The following is a 14,169-nucleotide window of genomic DNA, read 5'->3' as shown; positions in this document are numbered from 1 at the left end:
TGGCCCGGAACCTGCATCGCCCTCGCCTAATCCGCGAAGCATTTTGACATTGCGCGGCAAAGGATTGAAAATTGGGCATGCAAAAACTCCACGCCTCGGTATGTCGCGTCCTCGCTTCAACGGCCCTCATCGGCCTTGCGGCGTGCGGCGCCGATGACACCGTCGACATGGCTGCTGACGTTCCCGCGGCAGATGATGCCGAATGCATCACCATCGCTGAAGGGCTCTATGTCTTCGAAAACGGCAAGTTCACGGCCGCGGCTGTGCCCCAACCGCAGATCGTCGAACGCGTGACGCGGTCGTCAACCGGTTGGGTTGGCGGCATCGAGAGCGCTTTCACTGAGGCCGGATTCCCCTGGATGGGGCTGGTCGCGCGCGAGAATGTAGCAACGCTCACGGGCCTCGCACCCAATGCCGACGCCAAGCGGCGCGCCCTTGAAACCGGAGCAGCTGCGTTGCAATCCGACCCGATCGGATCGGTCGAGATGACCCTTCTTGTCGATGGCATTGGTGTTGAAAGCGGCGAACGCGGCCCGGGCGAAAGCCTCGCAATGCTCGCGCGCGGGGCCATATCGCAGGATGCCTGCCAGCAGGCCCTGAACCAGACGATGGACGGCCAGAAGATACAGTTCCCAACCAATCGCGGCGACATTTCACCGGTCAGCACGGGCCTTCTGGATGCTGTGGCGGGGATTTCCATGCTCTGCGACGAGTATGCCGTCGAGATCGGATCTCACACGGATTCCCGCGGTTCGGACGAATACAATCAGGTCCTGTCGCAAAAACGCGCCGATGCCGTTCGCCAGTACCTGCTGGAAAAAGGCGTGGCGATCGACCAGCTGACGGCTGTCGGCTATGGCGAAAGCGTGCCGCTGGATACGGCTGAAACCTATGAGGCCTGGGGCCGCAACGCCCGGACGGAATTCAGGATTTCCCGTCGCCCCTGAGGCCTGTCAGAAACTGAGAACAAGACCGCTTGCCGGGCTGACCTTGCCTTCGAGCGTGTCGTGCCAGGCCGAGTCGATGGCATCCGGGCCGGTTCTTTCCTGCGGCGTCACAAACGCAGACGAGGCCCGGTAGAAGGACATCAGCGATGCGCCGAGCCGTTGGTTCAGCACATCCGCGCCCAGCGCCTTGGCGCGCTCTGCCGCATAGGTTGGCACGAAGAAGAATTCGGGCTGCGGGTCGGGCAGGCTGATCGGTGCCCGGTTGCCTTCCCAGTCCGTCACGCCAATCACCAGGCTGCGTACCAGGCGATCTTTAAGGGCATTGTGCACATCTGCCGTGAGTGATGGCCGGCCCAGGAAGTCGACGAACGCCGTCAGGCCGCGCGCATGCATGGTATCGACCTCGTCATAGGTCTGCGTGCGGGCGTAAAGCCCAGTGCCCTTGACGAATTCAACATTCCCCGGTGACGTCAGCGCCACGGCATCAACGCCCCCGCGGGTTTTCAGGCAATGGGCCAGCGCCATGGCCGTCTTCGACGATGCGCTGGAAATCACCACCGTTTCGGGCACCGGGTCACCGGTCTCCATCAGGCAGTCGTCTATCATCCAGCCTGTCGTGAACAACGGCCGGAACAGCATTTGCTGCGCTTCGAAGGCTGCGTCATAGGTCGGATCGGCAGCAGTGTGGATATAGGTGCTGTAGATCGGCGCCAGCTCTCGTCGGTGTGCAGCGCCGTCCATGAAGCTTTCCTTGCCCGCGCGAACAGGCTGCACGTCGAACGTGTCGGAGATTGGCAGATAGCCATAGACGCGGCTGCCGACATCCACGCCCGCCGCCCTGGACTCGATCACCGTGGCGAAACCCCAGACAGGCACGCGTCCGAATTCAGGCGAGCTGGCCGGAAAGAAGTCCCAATACTTCATCGCCTCTCCGAACGTCGCATAGGTCACGTTGTTTGCTGTGAGGGCAAACGCATCGACGCGCAGCCGCGCCATGCCGTCAGCCAGGTCTGTAACGGGGGCTTCGGCCCAGTGGCAGTCGCGAAGGTCGTCGCGCTTGATCAGGTAGTCCATGGTTTGCGTCCCCTAGTCTTTGCGCATGAAAGCGCCGATTCGCGCCTGCATGTCAGGTCCGACGCCCTCATTCTTGAGGATTTCCCATTGCAGGCCGGAATCCATGTCCCGCGCGTCGGTCGCCTCCAGCAGCCGTTTGTTGGCGGCGTGAGAGAAGGGGGAGTTCGCAAGTATCTGGCGCGCCATGGCATCGATGGCTGCATCGAATTCTGCCGCCGGCACGACCTGTTCGGCCAGTCCGATCCGGAATGCCTCTCCCGCGCCGATCATCTCGGCCGTGAACATCAGCCGTTTGGCGGTGGCAATGCCAACGCGACGGGGCAGGCGCTGGCTCATGCCCCAGATCGGCGTCAGCGCCCATTTTGCGTGCGTGTCGCCAAACTTGGCGTTGTCAGCCGCGATGATGAAATCCGCGGCCAGCGCCACTTCCAGGGCGCCCGTATAGCAATGGCCATGCACTGCCGCGATCACCGGCTTGGGCAGCGTCTCCACCATGCGCAGCGTTTCGGAATGCCAGCCGGGCGATGGCACTTTCTCGCCCTCGGAAATGTCGCCAAGGTCATGACCGGCAGAGAAACAGCGTCCGGCCCCGCGCAGGACGACACAACCGATCGTTTCGTCTTTCTTCAGGTCGATGACATGCGTGCGCAATTCGCGAAACATGCCCACCGTCAGCGAGTTCAGCTTGTCGGGCCGGTTCAGGGTTAGCAGCGCCAACCCGTCCTTGTCTTCCCGCGTAACCAGCGTGCTCATGCCGGCTTGCCCAGGTCGATCGTCAGCGATGAAATCGCATGCACGAAATTGCTCGGCGCAAGTGTCTGCTCGCCGGTCCACGCGATGTCGGGGAAGCGCGCCAGTATCTGCCGGTAGGCGGCGTCCAGCTGCATGTTCGCGACACGCTGGCCAAGGCAGACATGCGGTCCATGCCCGAAGGCCAGGTGCTCCTTGGCGTTGGCACGGGTAATGTCGTACGTGTCCGGATTGTCGAACTTGGCGGCGTCGCGATTGGCAGCGGCGTAATACATCACCACTTTCTCGCCTTCGCTGATGGCCTGTCCGCCGAGGTCGCCGGCCTTCGTCGCCGTGCGGCGCATATAGGTCACCGGGCTTACCATGCGGATCGACTCGTGAACGAAATTGGGGAACAGGCTGTCATCGGCCATCAGCTTCTTTTTCTGGTCGGGGTTCTGCGTCAGCAGGCGCATCGTGCCCGACAGGGAATTGCGGGTCGTGTCATTGCCGGCAAACACGATCAACAGCCATGACCCGTCGAGGAATTCCGGTGACAGGGGCTTGCCGTCGATCTCCACGTTCGCGATCGCGCTCAGCAGGTCCGCCTGCGGGTTCTTGCGCCGCTCGGCCAGCAGGTGGCGGCCATAATCGAACATCGCCTGGATCTCGTTCAGGAAGGCCGTCATTTGCTCCATTGTCACATTGCCGAGGCCTTCCTGCACGGCCTGGTACTGCGAGGTTTCAAGGAAATGCATCCAGTGGACCAGCTTCGGCCGGTCGGCCGCCGGTACGCCCAGGATTTCGCACAGCGTGAACAGCGGCAGCTCGGCGGAGAACATTTCAACCATGTCGACGATCGGGCCTTGCTTGGCCATATCATCAAGCAACTCATTGACATAGACGGTGACGCGCTTGCGAAGCTCCGCCACGAAATCAGCCCGGAAGAAGGCCATGTGCTCCATGCGGAGCGGCGTATGATAAGGCCGATCAAGATTGATCAGGGAGTTCAGCGAGGATGAATGGAGTAGCGGGTGGCGCGGCACGCCTTCCATGCCGTAATTCATCAGTATCCCGCCCTTTTGGGACGAGTAAGTGGCTGGGTCGAGCTCGACCTGCTTGACCAGTTCGTAGGCTGTAACCGCCCAGAATCCTGCTCCGTGCTCCTCCGGGTGCCACATGACAGGCGCCTTTTCGCGCATCGTCGCGAACGCGTCGAACGTGTAGCCGCCAAAATCCGAGAAAACCGTGGCCGAGGTCAGGTCCACAGGCGGAGCCAGGTCGTATATTGGCTTGTGCCGTGGCGCGGCAGGGGCGCTTTCGACCTGATAGGTGTCGGTAACGTTCTGAAAGCCCATGATGATCTCCTAGAATTTGTAGCGCACGGGAATGGACTTTGGTCCGCCCACGAAATTCGCCTTGATGAATGTCGGGTCTCCATCCAGTTCGATGGATTTCAGCCGGCTGAACAATTCTTCGTAGATGAGTTGCATCTCAAGGCGCGCCAGATGCATGCCTAGGCACATGTGACCGCCATGGCCGAATGAGATGATCTTGTTGGGGCTGCGGTCGACCTTGAATTTGAACGGGTCGTCAAAAACGTCTTCGTCGCGGTTGCCCGACGGGTAGCACAGCAGCAGGCTCTCGCCCGCCTTCACTGTCTTGCCGCGCAGGTCATAATCGGCATGGGCCGTACGCATGAAATGCTTCACGGGTGTCGTCCAGCGGATCGCTTCGTCGACCGCTGTCCGCGCCATGCCCTTCGGGTCATCCATCATCTTCTTCAGCTGCGTCGGGTCCTGCAGCATGGCCAGGACGCCGCCGCCGGTCGACGCGCTGGTCGTGTCATGCCCGGCCGCCGCGGTGATGATGTAATAGCTCATCGCTTCAAGCTGGCCGATCGGCTCGCCGTCCACCATGCCGTTGGCGATTACGGTCGAAACGTCATCGCGTGGATTGGCGCGGCGGTCTGCCGTAATGGCCGTGAAATACATGAAGAATTCCGCCAGCGTCTGCTGGATCGACGCAAGGCCCTTCTCGACATCGCGTTCTTCAAGCGCATTCTTGTTGCGGCTGAGGTCCTCGTCCTGTGCGCCGAATATCTCCTGTGTCAGCTTCAGCATCATCGGCTCGTCGGATTCCGGCACGCCCAGGATCTGCATGATCACGCGCAGCGGATAATGCAGGGCCACGTCGCGCTGGAAATCGCATGCGTCGCCCAGGTCTTCCATCCGGTCGACAAATTGCTTCGCGATTGCCCGCACGCCGTCTTCGCGCTTCTTCACGTTTTGCGGCATGAACCATTCCTGGGTCAGGTGGCGCAGCTTGAAATGCAGCGGGTCGTCCAGTTGCACCAGCGTTTTCAGGAGGTGCGGCTGGCCATATTCGCCATACACCTTTTCCTCGGTATGCCTGTAAGACAGCATTTCCCGCTCGCCATTGGTGAACAGCTGGTTCTGGCGGCTGATTTCCATGATGTCGGCATGCTTGGTCACGGCCCAGAACGGACGGAAGTCCTCGGGTTCGCACCAGGCCAGCGGGTCCTCGGCACGCAGCTTCGTGAAGGCCGCGTCCAGCCGGGGCTGATCGGCATAGACCGCAGGATCGACAATCAGGTTGCATGTCGCGGCCGCCGCCGCACTCATTGTCCGGCCCGGATCCATCTTGGTCTCGGGCGGGGTGGCAAGCGCGGTGTCGGCCATAATGCTCTCCGGTATTATTTTTTGGGTCGGCGTTTCCTGTTGGCAAGTCTAGCTGAACCGGGCCGGGTGCCAAGGCGTGACTTGGCGGCAGGTGCCGGGCGCTTCGGCGCTTCCGGCTGGGGCCGGTTGGCCTCGGCAATCATCGATCCGACTGTCTCGAGCATCAGTTCCGGCGGCACTTCTTCCACTGCGCCGGGGCGCAGGTCGCCCAGCTCAAAGGGACCGTAATTGATGCGGATCAGGCGGTTCACCATCAGGTTTACCGCTTCCAGCGCGCGGCGCACTTCGCGTTTCTTGCCCTCCGTAAGGGTCACGGTCAGCCAGGAATTGGCGCCGTTCTCGCGGTCGAACACCGCTGTGATCGGGGCATAGTCGACGCCGTCGACCGTCATCCCGGCAGCCAGGTCGGCAATCTTGAAATCCGTCACCGTGCCCTGCGCACGCACGCGGTATGTGCGCTCCAGCGCGTTCTTCGGCAATTCCAGTGCCCGCGCCAGTTCGCCGTCATTGGTCAGCAGAAGCAGGCCTTCGGTTGTCAGGTCTAGGCGTCCGACGGTCACGACGCGGGGAAGGGATTTCGGCAATTCATCAAAAATCGTCCGGCGGCCCTCGGGGTCGTTATTGGTGGCAATCAGGCCCGACGGCTTGTGATAGCGCCACAGGCGCGTCGGCTCCGGCGCGCTAATCGTCTTGCGGCCTACCTTGATGGTTTCCCGCCCTGTCACCTTGAACGCAGGCGAGGTCAGCTTCACGCCGTTCACGACAACATCGCCGGCCTCGATCATGCGTTCGACTTCGCGCCGCGAGGCCACGCCCGCCCGCGCGAGGTATTTCGCGATGCGCTCGCCTTCGCTCCAGTCGGGCTCGGCCAGCGTTTTCGGGCTGTGTCCGGTCTGTTTCCGGGCTTTGTTCGTGGTCTTGTTCGGGCTGTTCTGGGGGCGCGAACCGGGCTTTGCCTGGCGCGAGCGGCCCGTCTCTCGACGCTCCGTCATGTGTCTGTCTTTCGTTGTGGCCGAATGGCTCAGCCGATGAACTGCAATATGGGCGCGCCTATAGCAAGTCCAAGCAGGAATTCCATCCCGATCCACACAGGGATCATGCCATTCGCCCGGTTCTGGCTGCCATCCAGCACCAGCGACACGGTCCGCCCGAACGCTGCGCCCAACCAGCCCGCCGCCAGCGGCAGCACCACGAGAACGCTTAACAGGCCGACATCGCTCTGCGTCACCGACAGCAGCAGGCCAGCCGAGGCTGCGTGGGCAAACAGGAACAGGCCGCCATAGGTCGCCCGGAATTCCGAATACCCGCCGGGCTTCTCCGTATCCGGGTCGGCCACCAGCCGTACAATTCCTGACGCCCAGACCGGGTTCAGCAGCGCGCCCAGCCCCAACAATGCACCAAAGCCTAGCGTGACCAGTGAAATGATCTCTGTGTAATGCATGTCAGATTCCTCTCCGGCTCAGGCCTTGCTGTTCTTACTGCGCCAGTTCGGTCAGCAGCGTGTGCCAGTGCTCCAGCGCGCCCGGGATCGATGCCACAGGCGCCCGTTCGTTCAGGCCGTGGGAATAGTCGTCCGACGCTTTCATGAAAATGCCTGAGACACCATAGCTCGGAATGCCCTGGCCGCGGAACAGGAGGCTGTCCGTGGTACCTGCCGACATGCTGGGGATGATCGCGAGGCCCGGTGCCTGCACGTCGATTGCCTTGCGAATGGCGGCCATGAGCTCGGCGTCCAGCGGCGACGTCTCGCTTTGCGGGAACTCCTCGGGGAAGTTCACCGTGCCGTCCTCGCCCACCAGTTCCTGGAGTTTCGCCTGCACCGTGCGCGGTGGCACGCCCGGGAATATCCGGCAATTGATATTGGCCGTCACGCGTTGGGGCAGGGCGTTCTGGGCATGGCCGCCCTCGATTTGCGTGGTAACGCATGTCGTCCGCACCAGGCCGACATATTCCGGCTGGGCCGACAGCAGCGCCACCGCTTCGGCGTCGTCCGGATTCTCGGCGAAGCGTGCCATGGCGGCTCCAAGGTCGCCCGGCACCTGTTTCGCGGTCTCGCGGAAATAGGCCTGCGTCAACTCGCTGGCCTGGGGCGGGAAAGCATAGGCGGCCACCCGCTCGATGGCGCCTGACATGTCGACAATCGCATTGCTTCCCGTCGGGCGGCTGGAATGGCCGCCGGGATCGGTCATCACGATCTCGAAATCGGCATAGGTCTTCTCGCCCGCCTGCAGGCTGTAATAGTGCGGCGCGCCATCTTCGCCCAGGGTGCCACCGCCGCCGTCTGCATTCAGCACCATCCGCGCACCCTTGAAGCGCGGCGCGACTTCCGCGGCCGTGACCTGCGCGGTCTCCTCATCGCCGGTCAATACCAGGATGATGTCATGCGCGGGCACAAAGCCTTCGCGTTTCAGCCGCATCAGTGTTGTCACCAGCATGGTCAGCCCAAACTTGTTGTCCAGCACGCCGCGACCATAGAAATAGGTCCCGTCGGTCTCCATTTTGAACGGGTCGCGCACCCAGTCGGCCGGATCGGCCTCAACCACATCCATGTGGGCGTTGAGAATGATCGGAGTCTCGCCGCTGCGGCCTGCATAATGCGCCATCAGCGTTGCCGTTTCGCCGAAGGGCTCGATCGCCACATCGTCCTCTGAAAAGCCGCCCGCGATCAGGACTCCGGCCAGGTATTCGGCATAGGCCGGCACCTTGCCGCGCCCTTCCACCGTATCGAAGGCAACTGAATTGCCCAGTATCTCGATCGCCGTGTCGACGTCCGCCTGATCGGCCGCCGCCTGCAGCGGCGCAGACACGCAGCCCAGCAGGACCAATGTCGCAAGGCTCGTCAGGATCCGGTTTGTCATGTTTGGTCTATTCCTTCTTGGGGCGGGGCCTCATGACCGGGAAGATCTCGGGCGCGCCGCGTTTGGTTGCCTCAGGCCGAAGCTGCTCATGGTGACAGGTGTGGTCTGCGCCATTCCGCACGTCAATATCGCATTCGGGCCCGGACGCGGCGCGTGCCCGGCGTCTCGCGGCAATCGAAAGGGGAGCAAGCCCCGATTTCCCACCGGCCCGTGTCCAAAAAAGGCACACGCCTTGCAGGGCATAGCCGGAATATGGGCAAAAAAACGGTTCAGTTACAATGAGCGCACCGAAAATCAGCATTTCGCACCTGACACAGGATGTGCCGGATTATTACGCCATTTCGCTCCTGTCCAAGGCATGGCGCGAACAGGGGCTGGATGTCGAGTTCGCCCGCGAATACGCCGAAAATGCCCGGATATGCATTCTCCATCATGACAAGACGCGCTTGCGCAAGGACGGTCTCCCTGTTGCGCCAAACGGGGCAAAATCGCTCAATGGGGATGTTCTCGACATTTCCAAGCGGCTGTTCTCGACGCTTCTGCTGACCCCGGAATCCGACTGGACCGGACCGGTCATCGTCAAATCCGATCTCAACCATTTCGGCCTGCAGGATGGCGGCGACGCCAGGGCAAGCCTTGTCATGCGGGCGCGACGGCGCCTGGCGCGGCATTCCTGGCGATGGGCCCGGATGCTCCCGGAAAAGCACTATCCCGTCCTGCCGTCACTGGATGACGTGCCAAACTGGGTGTGGGCCGATCCTGACCTCCTCGTCGAAAAATTCCTGCCTGAATATTCCGATGACGGCCTCTATTGCGTACGCGGATGGGTATTCTTTGGCGACCAGGGCTACGCCTATCGCTGCCTGTCCTCCGATCCGCTGGTCAAGGCCGCCTCGCTGGTGCGCACCGAATTCCTCGACGCGGTTCCGGCCGAGCTGGCCGCGCTTCGCAAGAAGATGAAGTTCGATTTCGGCAAGTTCGACTATGTCGAACATGACGGCGCGCCGATCCTGCTCGATGCCAACAAGACCCCCACCTATCCCGGCGCAAACGGGGTCCTGACGCCGCGCACCCGGCAGCTGGCCAAGGGAATCGAGGCCTTCCTGTGACCCGGCTTGCTAGCCTCACCAAACCTCTCGTCCCGCTGATGCCGCTGTTCGAGCCCGGCGTCGCCTTCGCCGCCCGCACGGACCTGCGCCAGACGCGAATGATCGGGTTCACCCCCTTCGCGCTCGACAGCGTGACCAACGTCCTCCTGGGCCTGCTCAACGGCCTGCCGACGGTCCGCCACATTTGCGGGGTCACGGATGAAGGCCTCGCCGTCCTCGAACGCGCCGGCCTTCATGTCGACGAAGACATGCGCACCTTCGAGACCGCCACCCAGGCCAGGCGCCGCACGAAGGAACTGGTCGAGGAGGGCTACAAGCTCGCCTGGCCCTATCCGCTTCCCGTCGCGACCTATCCGGCAAAGGCCCAGCTCGTCTCGCGCGACCTGTGGCGCCGGCTCAACAACAAGAAAAACCTTGCCGACATCGTTCCGGCCAAACACCTGCCAGACCGCCGTATCGTCCCGCTCGATGACCCCGCTGCGTTTGCCTTCGATGGTCCGGTCTTCCTCAAGTCGGGCACGTCCGAGGCTACCGGCATCGGCTATGCCGTCCGCCACTGCACGACCGAAGCAGAATTCCTTGCCGCCTTTGATAGCCTCAAGGCGCTCGGAGACGCCAGCGACGTGATCGTCGAAGATGACATGGACGTCGTCTCCTGCTGGTGTGTCTCGCTTGTCGTGACGGATACGAGCGTGCGCTATGCCGGCGCGGCGGAACAGCTGTTCGACCGGCCCGGCCACCAGACCGGCAGCTCAATTGATCCCGCCAATCCCTTTCCCAAAGCCGCGATCACGCTGGCCAGGAATGTCGGCGAAGCGGCCCGCGCCCTCGGGTTCCGCGGCGTCGCTGGCCTCGATATCGGCCTCACGACCGAGGGCCGCCTGATCGTGTTTGATCCGAATTTCAGGATCCAGGGGTCGACCGCCCAGGTCATGCTGCACGGTTCGGCCGCAAAGCGGTCCGGCCTGCCCGTGTCGCAGGCCGCCAGCTTCAACAGCTCACTGAACATTCGGCAATTGGCCCGCGCAATTGGCGGCCCGATCGATGATGGCTGGTATGTGCCCGTCCGCCTGATCGACGGCGCCCGGCATCCTGAACCGCCCGCCAATTCCATCCTGACCGGTTTCGTCCTAGGCAAGACCCAAGCCGACGCCGCCCGCCGCCGCACCCAACTGGGGAAATTACTCGGGGTGTCCTGAGGCAGCGCGGGTGCGGGCGGGCCGGATCACGCGCTTTTCCGGCTCGCAAACAGACCACATTTCCAATGAACAAAGCGCGCCGGTCGTGAATGTTTGCAACCATTACAGTCTCGGGCAATTCCCGCTGGCGCCGGGATACTCCATTGTCGCGGGCCGGGTCGCGCCGACAGAGGCGCGGATCGTACGCATGTCGGCCGCTATCCGGGAGAATTCCTGCAGGTCGGTTCCGTCGGGCCCGAATGTGCTCAAGTCATCGAACACGCAAACCTTGTCCCAGCGGCTCGCATCAATCGTTTCGAGCGCGCTCTCGCCGCGCGGGTCGTTTTCGACTGTCTCCATCATCAGGGACATGCAGGGTCCCACGCGGGCGTAGAACTGATCTTCCGCAAACCCTTCGGGGATGGTCTCTGCGACCTCGGCGGTTCTTGAAAACAACTGGCCCTCGATCTCACCCGGATGGCGCAGCCATTGCGCAGTCAGGGCGTCAGGATTGACGTCCATGGCGGTTTGCTGTGACAGCGCGACAAGCTGGTCGGTCGGAAAATCCGGACCCAGCCGCCCGTCCAGGCCTGTCCGGAACAGGCGTTGAAGGATCGCAAACTCGCGCATGGAGGATACGATATCCGACACCTGACTATTCCTGCGAACCTCCGCTTCGACGGCGGTCGAGAGGCCGCGTGACACGGTCTCGATCTCCCAGGGATCATCGTCGACATAATCATCGCGGGCTGAATTGGTTTCGTCGGCCCATTTCGATGCGCCGCCGGCGAAATAGGCGGGCGATTTAAAGGCAACTTGTACCATGAACCGGAAGGGCCAGGCCGGTGAAGCGGATGGCGACCGGAGGAAACCAAGGCCGTCGTCGAGATCGTATGCGTGTTCTCGCACGCCGCTCCATATCTGATAGTTCGGGGCAGGCGCAAGCCAGGCATAGCCGTCAGAACGCGAACTCTGGCTGTCGGTGATCGTCGAGATGCAGGTTTCAAACCGGCGGACCGACTGCGCAGGCAGGCAGGTCTCCATCTGATTGACCAGGGAGGGGTCGAGGAAATCGGGCTTCCGCCTGATCCAGAGCGACCCGTCCAGCCTGCCAATGACGGCTTCGGCTGCGATGCGTTCAGTCTCGGGAAGACGCTGCGCTGCGGCGATCGCTTCTTCTGCGTAGACCCTGTCATCGCCGCCAAGGTCGCTGCCGGGCAGTTTTGCCTGGGCCCGTGCCCGCCAGGCGATCCGGTAGAGACCGAACTCGCCACGTATACGCTGTTCGGCATCGATCCGAATGGCGGACAGGGCGCTACCCTCTGCGAACGACAATTGGTCCGCGAGCTGGTCCAGACGGATGGCGCGGCAGCCAAGGCCCGTATCCTCAAGCGCCGGATGTAGCAGAATGCGCAGGTCAGGCACCACATCAGTCGTAACCATGGTCACGGTCGTGGGCCGTCCGTCGGCCGCATAAGCAAGGGCGAGTTGGACAATGGCGGGATGGAACCGTCCGATCGATTGCCGGTCGCTGCCTTGCCCAAGCACAAGCTCGATGCGCCCCCCCGACCGGCGCCAGGAGAAATGATCGAGTGCAAGCGCGGAAGCGGAATCCTCAGGATCCCGCCCGATCAATACACCGCCTATGCGCGAAAATCCGCGCAGCCGGCCATAGGACCGGGCCCGCATCGCGGCGTTTGTCGCAGTGGCGGAACTCCGGACGGCTGTCACGGGCGGCGTGCCGGAGATTGATTGTATCGCCCGGGCTTGCGGGGTTGCCAGTTCGGCGCCGACCTGTCCCGGGAAGTGGTCGTCAAACACAGTCAGCGCCCGGGCTGGAAACGCTGCGGTATCGGCTCCACTTCCGAGGTGCCCCGCCATTTGCCTGACAGCCTGCGTGGCCGCGCCCGGATTATATCTCGGCGCCCGCGACAGGCTTGGCAGGTTGTCTGCAAGGCGGCTCGCCTGCGGCAGTGACCGTTCAAATTCCGACAGCGCGTTGGCGAGCGACCGGCTGGTGGAAGGCGACAGGGGTGTATGGTGCCAGTCAGCAAGTCGCGACCAGTCAAGCGGGCCCTGTGCTTGACTTTGGACCACAAATTTCTTCAGCACGACTTCGCGCGCCCGCGCGGCTTCAGTTGAGGGGATCTGGCCCGCCCATGTCTTTACCTGCCGGTCGAGCGCGGGATCGAGCCCATCAAGGGCGGGAGTTGCTTCCACGGCGTGCCCGACGATCTGGGAAACGAGGGCGCGCCGCAACTGGCCAGCATCAGCCGGGGTTGCGAACGAGGCCTTCAGCGCGCGGGCATTGTTATGTAGCCTAGAGAAGGCGGCCGGATCAGATCGCGCGATCCGTCTCAGTTCAGAGCGGGTTATGCCCGAACCGGGCACGTCGGCAGAAGACAGGGAGCGATAGTCAGGCGCGTCGACGCCGCCGGAGACAGTGGCCGAGGCGCCGCGTGCGGCGCTGGCCCGGATACCCAGTATTTTTTGCCGGGCAGAGGCGGTCTCCACTGAGCGCACCGCCGCATCAAGCCCGATACCGGACACACGGACCGACCTGACCAGCATGCGGGGAAGGACCTCTGTTTCAAACACTTCGGCAGTTTGCGTAATGTCACGTTCCGTCTCATCGTCCAGGGGTTCATCCAGCTCCTCCTCAGGCGCGCCGACAAGCTCGCTATAGGACCGGTCGATCTCGGCAAACTCGATCTCGAATTCCAATTCGGCGCGGCGGGTTTCAATCCGGTCGAGCGAGGCCTGCAGGGCCGGTTCGACAGCGGTGTAGCTTGCTGCGAGCAGGCTCGGAAACAGGATCAGGAGACCGGCTGATGCCAAGACCCGTGTTCCTGCGCCAAGTCCTGACACAACACCCTGTGAGAAAAAGATCGTGCTGACCAGGCCGAGACCAGAGCGCTTCGGCCTGATGCCCACGTCTTCCGGAGCGACCTTAACGTCCGAGCGCCGCTGGACGTCGAGAAAGACGTTGGCCTGCGCCAGCTTGTCGAATGCGCCACGTATCGCAGCGGCCCGCTGGCCGTCTCCTTGTGCCTGGGCGGTCTCGAAGGCTTCGGAAAGCTCGTCCATGCTGCGCTGGACCTGTTCCATCTCCGGCGTCGGCGCGCGTTCATCCCATTCGCCATCGTTGAAGGCCGTCTGCAGCCGGACAAATTCCGCATTCCAGATATCGCCTACAACCTGCTTTTCTTTGGCCTTGCTGGCCAGGAAGGTAATGAAGCCGAGTCCGGCGGCGATCAGGAGTGTTGCGCCAAGGCCCCAGGCGGTACCGATCCCGGCTAGCTGGTCACGCGCCGCACCGATCCGCTCAAGAAATGCATTGGTCTCTGCCAGTCCCAGATTGTCCTGGGCATTGATCCACGCCGCGAGTCCAAGCGCGAGAGCCGAAGACAGTGATGCGAGGAGCAGGATCCTAGATGCGATTTGGGCCAGCGCGACCCATCCTGCGCCGCCGACACGGCCAGCGGCGAGACGGTCGCGTGCATTGGCCGTTACGAGCGGTTCTATCAAGAGACGACACACCGCCCATGCACCCACACACGCAATCAAAACTG

General features: G+C 62.7%; 11 protein-coding genes. 3 read left to right on the top strand and 8 right to left on the bottom strand.

Features of this window, described 5'->3' with window-relative positions; genetic code table 11:
- The first annotated feature begins 77 nt into the window (after window positions 1–77).
- Window positions 78–947 (top strand): OmpA family protein, encoded by an 870-nt coding sequence (locus AC0L7I_RS13850; protein WP_473397011.1) that lies wholly within the window; start codon window positions 78–80, stop codon window positions 945–947.
- Window positions 948–953: 6 nt separating this feature from the next.
- Here AC0L7I_RS13850 and AC0L7I_RS13845 read toward each other — a convergent pair whose 3' ends face one another.
- Genes AC0L7I_RS13845 through AC0L7I_RS13815 form a run of 7 tightly spaced genes read right to left on the bottom strand, consistent with a single transcriptional unit; the run spans window position 954 to window position 8,310 of the window.
- Window positions 954–2,021 (bottom strand): DUF2855 family protein, encoded by a 1,068-nt coding sequence (locus AC0L7I_RS13845; RefSeq protein WP_473397010.1) that lies wholly within the window; start codon window positions 2,019–2,021, stop codon window positions 954–956.
- A gap of 12 nt (window positions 2,022–2,033) precedes the next feature.
- On the bottom strand, window positions 2,034–2,774 hold the full coding sequence (locus tag AC0L7I_RS13840) for an enoyl-CoA hydratase/isomerase family protein (RefSeq protein ID WP_473397009.1): 741 nt from the start codon (window positions 2,772–2,774) through the stop codon (window positions 2,034–2,036).
- Window positions 2,771–4,108 (bottom strand): cytochrome P450, encoded by a 1,338-nt coding sequence (locus AC0L7I_RS13835; protein ID WP_473397008.1) that lies wholly within the window; start codon window positions 4,106–4,108, stop codon window positions 2,771–2,773. The genes AC0L7I_RS13840 and AC0L7I_RS13835 overlap by 4 nt, the downstream gene beginning before the upstream one ends.
- 9 nt (window positions 4,109–4,117) lie before the next feature.
- Window positions 4,118–5,452 carry a cytochrome P450 gene (locus AC0L7I_RS13830; protein ID WP_473397007.1) on the bottom strand — a complete coding sequence of 445 codons (1,335 nt, stop codon included), beginning with the start codon at window positions 5,450–5,452 and terminating at the stop codon, window positions 4,118–4,120.
- 14 nt (window positions 5,453–5,466) lie between these two features.
- The gene (locus tag AC0L7I_RS13825) at window positions 5,467–6,444 is read right to left on the bottom strand and encodes a pseudouridine synthase (RefSeq protein WP_473397006.1); all 978 of its coding nucleotides are present in this window, start codon (window positions 6,442–6,444) and stop codon (window positions 5,467–5,469) included.
- A 29-nt stretch (window positions 6,445–6,473) separates the two neighbouring features.
- Window positions 6,474–6,893, bottom strand: coding sequence for a hypothetical protein (locus AC0L7I_RS13820; protein ID WP_473397005.1), 420 nt, complete (start codon window positions 6,891–6,893; stop codon window positions 6,474–6,476).
- A gap of 34 nt (window positions 6,894–6,927) precedes the next feature.
- On the bottom strand, window positions 6,928–8,310 hold the full coding sequence (locus tag AC0L7I_RS13815) for a M20/M25/M40 family metallo-hydrolase (RefSeq protein ID WP_473397004.1): 1,383 nt from the start codon (window positions 8,308–8,310) through the stop codon (window positions 6,928–6,930).
- A 278-nt stretch (window positions 8,311–8,588) separates the two neighbouring features.
- Between AC0L7I_RS13815 and AC0L7I_RS13810 the strand changes: the two genes are divergently transcribed.
- A complete protein-coding gene (locus tag AC0L7I_RS13810; protein ID WP_473397003.1) occupies window positions 8,589–9,419 on the top strand; it encodes a hypothetical protein in 831 nt (276 codons plus the stop codon).
- On the top strand, window positions 9,416–10,618 hold the full coding sequence (locus tag AC0L7I_RS13805; protein WP_473397002.1) for an ATP-grasp domain-containing protein: 1,203 nt from the start codon (window positions 9,416–9,418) through the stop codon (window positions 10,616–10,618). The genes AC0L7I_RS13810 and AC0L7I_RS13805 overlap by 4 nt, the downstream gene beginning before the upstream one ends.
- Window positions 10,619–10,720: 102 nt before the next feature.
- Here the strand turns inward: AC0L7I_RS13805 and AC0L7I_RS13800 are convergent, their stop codons facing one another.
- A complete protein-coding gene (locus AC0L7I_RS13800; protein ID WP_473397001.1) occupies window positions 10,721–14,125 on the bottom strand; it encodes a hypothetical protein in 3,405 nt (1,134 codons plus the stop codon).
- Between the last annotated feature and the right edge of the window lie 44 nt (window positions 14,126–14,169).

Source organism: Hyphomonas sp. J20-32, assembly GCF_055808555.1.
The sequence above is the reverse complement of the archived record's forward strand: the minus strand, read 5'-3'. Positions and strand labels throughout refer to the sequence as shown.